Below are 5,173 nucleotides of genomic sequence, written 5' to 3'. Positions count from 1 at the left end.
CCCGGCGGGAGCCCGCGCAAGCTGCGGCCCGGCGGGAGTCGGCGGTCCGACGGGGACGGGGGGCCCGGTGGGGATGCGCCCGAGGGCGTCGACAGCGAGGCACCGCGTGCCGCGGAGGGGCACCGGCCGGGCCTGACCGCGTTCCCGGTCAACCCCGGCGGCGTGTCGTGACCGCGCTGCTGTCCGTTGACATGCTTGCTGCCGGGCAGGGCGGCGGTACCCGCATCGTCGACGGCGTCTCCTTCGGCCTCGAGGCGGGCAGCGTCACCGGCCTCATCGGGCCGAACGGGGCCGGCAAGACGACGCTGATCGATGCGCTCACCGGCTTCGCGACGATCCTCGCCGGCAGCGTGAACCTGGCCGGCACCGCGCTGACCGGGCTGCCGGCGCACGAGCGGCAGCGACTCGGGCTCGCCCGCACCTTCCAGGCCCTGGAGCTGTTCGACAGCCTGGCGGTCGCGGAGAACATCGCCGTGGTGGCGCGCCCGGCGGCCGGTCCGATGGATGCGGGTCGGCTGGGACTCACGGCGATCGCCGACCGCCTGCCCGCGACGCTCAGCCACGACGAGCGAGCCGCGGTGGCCCTCGGCCGTGCACTCGCGGCCACGCCGAAGGTCCTGCTGCTCGACGAGCCGGCCGCCGGGCTCGATCCCGCCGACCGGCGCGAGCTCGCCGCGCGTATCCGGCGCATCGCCGGCCGCGGCGTCGCCGTCCTGCTGGTCGATCATGACGTGCAGCTTGTCTTCGACGTCTGCGACCGGGTTCTCGTCCTGGACGGCGGTCGGATCGTCGCCCGCGGGCTCCCCGCGCAGGTCCGGGCGGATCCGGCCGTTCGCGCGGCCTACCTGGGTGGCTCCGACGGCCCCGAGTCCGCCTCGCCGGCCGAGCCCGTTTCGCTAGCCGAGTCCGCCTCGCCGGCCGAGTCCGCCTCGCTAGCCGAGTCTGTTTCGTCGGCTGAGTCCGTACCAGCGGCTGAGTCCGTTTCGCCGGCGACCTCCTCGTCACCCAGGCTGCCGCCCACCACCGCATCCACGAGGCCGGCGGCGGGCACCGAGCTGCTCGAGTTCGAGCGGGTGAGCAGCGGCTACAACGAGGGACCGGTGCTGCGCGAGGTGTCGCTGGTCGTCCGTGCCGGCGAGATCGTGGCGCTGCTGGGGGCGAACGGAGCCGGCAAGACGACCCTGATCCGCACGGCCGCCGGCCTGTTGCCGGCGAGTGCGGGCCGGGTCGGGGTGTTCGGCGAGTGGGTTCGGCGTCCCGCGCCGAGCACGCTCGCCCGGCGGGGGCTGGCCGTCGTCCCGCAGGGGCGGGGGGCGCTGGGTCGGCTGACCGTCCGGGAGAACCTGCGCCTGGCGGCCGGCCGCAGCCATCGCGGCGAGATCGAGCGGGTCCTGGGCTGGTTCCCGGCGCTCGGTGGCCTGCTCGACCGGGCGGCCGGAGAACTTTCCGGTGGCGAGCGTCAGCGGCTCGCGTTGGCCGTCGCCCTCGTGCGCCGGCCGCGGTTGCTGCTGGTGGACGAGCTGTCGTTCGGCCTGGCGCCCGGCGTCGCGCCGCGGCTGCTCGAGCTGCTGCGCGGGATCGCGGCCGAGACGTCGACCGGTGTGCTGCTCGTCGAGCAGTTCGCCGCTCTCGCGCTGCGAGTGGCCGACCGCGGCTACGTTCTCGACCGCGGCCGAGTCGCGCTCGCCGCACCCGCCGCGCAACTCGCCGCCCGCCCCGACCTCATCGAGGCGAGCTACCTCGGCCAGGCACCCGCCGACAACGGCTGAGATCAGCGCCCCGATCGGGCCGTTCGACCCGCCCAGCACCGGTGCGATGGCAGCAATCGACTGACGGCCGATAGTCGAGTGGTTTATGGTAACGATGCGCGAATTGATCGCGGGAGCTCCACCGAGGGGCTGAGAGGGTGGCTAGGGCCGCCGACCGCAGAACCTGTCCGGGTAATGCCGGCGTAGGGAGTTCAACTGATGTCGCCAATCGACCGTAATTTTTCGTCCCCTTCTTCCGAGACGATTCCCGGCCTCGGTGAGCCGGATTCCGAACCGGCACCAGAGGCTATCCCGGGGGAAATTCCGAACGGTATTCCGGCGGCGTCGCCGGACGGCACGGCGCACCGGCCCGCGGCCCAGAGCTCGCCTGCCGCGCCCCGGGCCACGGCCGTCTCGACCGGGCCGCTGGCGGGCAGTCGCAAGACCTGGCTCGTCGGTGCGGATCCCGACCTGCGGGTGCCGATGCGGGAGGTCGTCCTCACCACCGGGGACAGCGTCGTGCTCTACGACACCTCCGGGCCGTACACGGATCCGGCGGCGGACGTCGACGTGCGCCGGGGCCTGCCGCCGCTGCGGGCTGGATGGGTCGCCGAGCGCGGGAACACTGTTACGGCCGGCGGGCGGGGCGCGCTACGGACCCGGCCCGGCGGGGGGGCCGTCACCCAGCTCGCCCATGCGCGCCGGGGCGAGATCACCCGGGAGATGGAGTTCGCCGCCCTGCGCGAGGGGCTGCCCGTCGAGACCATGCGGGCCGAGATCGCCGCCGGGCGCGCCGTCCTGCCGGCGAATGTGAACCATCCCGAGTCCGAGCCGATGGTGATCGGCCGGTCCTTCCTGGTAAAGATCAACGCGAATCTCGGCAACTCGGCCGTGACCTCCTCGATCGAGGAAGAGGTCGAGAAGATGGTCTGGGCGACCCGGTGGGGCGCCGACACCGTCATGGACCTGTCCACCGGCGCGGACATTCACCGGACCCGCGAGTGGATCCTGCGCAACTCCCCGGTCCCGGTTGGCACGGTGCCCATCTACGAGGCCCTGGAGCAGGTCGGCGGTCGGCCCGAGGCGCTGACCTGGGAGGCCTACCGGGACACCGTCATCCGCCAGTGCGAGCAGGGGGTGGACTACATGACGGTCCACGCCGGCGTGCTGCTGCGCTACGTGCCGCTGACCGCGCGACGCCGGACCGGGATCGTCTCGCGCGGCGGTTCGATCCTGGCCGCCTGGTGCCTCGCCCACCACGAGGAGAACTTTCTCTACACCCACTTCGCCGAGCTGTGCGAGATCCTTGCCGCCTACGACGTGACGTTCTCGCTCGGCGACGGCCTGCGGCCCGGCTCGATCTCCGACGCCAACGACGACGCCCAACTCGCCGAGCTCGCGACCCTGGGGGAGCTGACCCGGGTCGCGTGGGAGCACGACGTGCAGGTGATGGTGGAGGGGCCCGGCCACGTCCCGCTGCACCGGGTCGAGGAGAACGTCCGGCTGCAGCGGGAGATCTGCCACGACGCGCCGTTCTACACGCTCGGGCCGCTCACCACCGACGTCGCGCCCGGCTACGACCACATCACCTCGGCGATCGGCGCCGCGGTGATCGGCTGGCACGGTACCGCGATGCTCTGCTACGTCACCCCGAAGGAGCATCTCGGTCTGCCCGACCGCGACGACGTCAAGGCCGGCGTCATCGCCTACAAGATCGCGGCCCATGCGGCGGACCTCGCCAAGGGGCATCCCGGCGCCCGGGCCTGGGACGACGCGCTGTCCGACGCCCGGTTCGAGTTCCGCTGGGCCGACCAGTTCCACCTGGCGATGGACCCGGACACCGCCCGGTCCTACCACGACGAGACCCTGCCGGCCCCCGCGGCGAAGACGGCCCACTTCTGCTCGATGTGCGGACCGCACTTCTGCTCGATGAAGATCTCCCACCAGGTGCGGGCCGCCGGGGACGGCACCGCCCCGACCGTTCCGACCGACTCGACCGTTCCGACCGCCTCGGTTCCGCTGGCGAGCACGGGGGACGAGGCGGTCGCCGCGGGGCTGCGGGCCAAGGCCGCGGAGTTCGCCGCCGCCGGCAACCGGATCCATCTTCCGATCGCCGGCCCCTGAGCCCCGCGGCCGCGAGCCAGGCCCGCGGGTCGTCACCGCGGGTCAGGTTCGCGCGGGAGAGCCGGGGAAGGGCGGCGGCTCGCTCGGCCGGTAGCCGCCCTGGACCGCCCGGTTGATCCCCTCGACGAAGGCGCGCCGCGCCTCGTCACCGTCGAGGTCGACGAGGTCGATGTGGCTGATGCCGTGCAGCAGGCCCGCCGTCTCCGGGCGGCACACGGCGACCCGCACCGGAATCAGGCGCCGCATCATTCCGGTCGGGTCCGCCAACCATGCCGCGTGCCACTCGGCCTGGACCTTCTCCGAGGCCAGGTAGTTCTCGGAGAGGATGACGAGGGTCCGCTTCGAGTGGGACACCGCCTCGTGGAGACGTCCCACCAGGTGATCCCCGGCGACGACGTCCCAGGTGTCGAGATGCACCTGGAAGCCTTGTTGTTCGAGCAGCCAGGCACACCACTGACCCCAGGCGCTGTCCTCCTCCGCGGCGGAGACGAGAAAGTCCCACCCGGCCGCGGTGCTCGGCTCCTCGGCGACGATCGGCGCCACCGACGGTGGCATCGACCGCTGATCCGCGCCGGGCACCCGCGGGCCGTCGGGCGGCCCCTCGCCTGCCGCGGGCACCTGGATCCAGGCAGGCCCGGCGAGGCCGGGGACGCCCGTCTCGACCCGTCGGAACGAGCCGGGCTCCAGGTTGCGCCGCCGGTCGACGGCGGCCGCGAACAGCGGGCCCGAGATGATGACGACCATCTCCGCGGCGGGAAACTCCCCGAGCAGGTGGCTGAGGGCGGGCGTGTCGACGAGACGAGAAGCCGCCTGGGCGGCGTCACCCCAGGCGGCGTGACCTCGGGCAGTGTCATCCCGGGCGGTGTCATCCCGGGCGGCGTGACCTCGGGCGGTGTCACCCCGGGCGGCGTGACCTCGGGCGGTGTCATCCCGGGCGGCGGCAGCGCCGTCGGCGGCGACGGCCTGTCCCTGGTGCAACGCGACCCGTAACCGGACCCGATCGCTCTCGCTGCGCGGCCGGTTGTAGGCGTGCAACACTCCCCGCAGCTCCCGCACGAGATCCGCGACCACGCGCTGCGCCGGCACGTCGTCGCGGACCACGCCGAGCAGCCCGCCGCCCCGGTCCTGGACGCTCACCGCGTCGGCCGGCAGCTCGCAGCGGCGCGCGGCGAGGCCCAGGAGCTGGCGCAGGCCATCGCGCCAGGCGACCGGCACCCCCACCCCCGCCGGGCCGAACCGAACTGGATCGATGGCGAACAGGACACCGCCCGCCGGCGCCCGCACCCCCTCGGAACCCGTCC

5 protein-coding genes and 1 riboswitch are annotated in these 5,173 nt (G+C 73.6%); of the genes, 4 read left to right on the top strand and 1 reads right to left on the bottom strand.

Annotated features, from left to right (window positions below; all coding sequences use genetic code 11):
* Positions 1-167: 167 nt before the first annotated feature.
* Together ND748_RS24730 and thiC are read left to right on the top strand one after the other, a co-directional pair.
* Positions 168-1,769, top strand: a complete 1,602-nt coding sequence (locus ND748_RS24730; RefSeq protein WP_251748382.1) for an ATP-binding cassette domain-containing protein — start codon at positions 168-170, stop codon at positions 1,767-1,769.
* Positions 1,770-1,868: 99 nt separating this feature from the next.
* Positions 1,869-1,975, top strand: a riboswitch (TPP riboswitch).
* Positions 1,968-3,872, top strand: a complete 1,905-nt coding sequence (gene thiC, locus ND748_RS24725) for a phosphomethylpyrimidine synthase ThiC (protein WP_251748380.1) — start codon at positions 1,968-1,970, stop codon at positions 3,870-3,872. (Overlaps the previous riboswitch by 8 nt.)
* A gap of 42 nt (positions 3,873-3,914) precedes the next feature.
* Here thiC and ND748_RS35140 read toward each other — a convergent pair whose 3' ends face one another.
* Positions 3,915-4,427, bottom strand: a complete 513-nt coding sequence (locus tag ND748_RS35140) for a toll/interleukin-1 receptor domain-containing protein (RefSeq protein ID WP_374216026.1) — start codon at positions 4,425-4,427, stop codon at positions 3,915-3,917.
* Positions 4,428-4,794: 367 nt separating this feature from the next.
* Here ND748_RS35140 and ND748_RS35135 point away from each other — a divergent pair, with 367 nt between their 5' ends.
* Positions 4,795-4,899: a hypothetical protein gene (locus tag ND748_RS35135; RefSeq protein ID WP_374216025.1), complete on the top strand. Its 105-nt coding sequence runs from the start codon at positions 4,795-4,797 to the stop codon at positions 4,897-4,899.
* Positions 4,900-4,901: 2 nt separating this feature from the next.
* On the top strand, positions 4,902-5,173 hold a 272-nt coding region (locus ND748_RS35130; RefSeq protein WP_374216024.1), incomplete at its 3' end, for a hypothetical protein.

Origin of the sequence: Frankia sp. AiPs1, from assembly GCF_023716945.1 — a bacterium.
In the GTDB taxonomy this organism is placed as follows: domain Bacteria; phylum Actinomycetota; class Actinomycetes; order Frankiales; family Frankiaceae; genus Frankia.
The sequence above is the reverse complement of the archived record's forward strand: the minus strand, read 5'-3'. Positions and strand labels throughout refer to the sequence as shown.

What these genes read in the sequence shown, in the direction of transcription:
- thiC (WP_251748380.1), top strand. Translation starts at nt 1,968, where the DNA reads ATGTCGCCAATCGACCGTAATTTTTCGTCCCCTTCTTCCGAGACGATT.
- ND748_RS35140 (WP_374216026.1), bottom strand. Translation starts at nt 4,427, where the DNA reads ATGCCACCGTCGGTGGCGCCGATCGTCGCCGAGGAGCCGAGCACCGCG.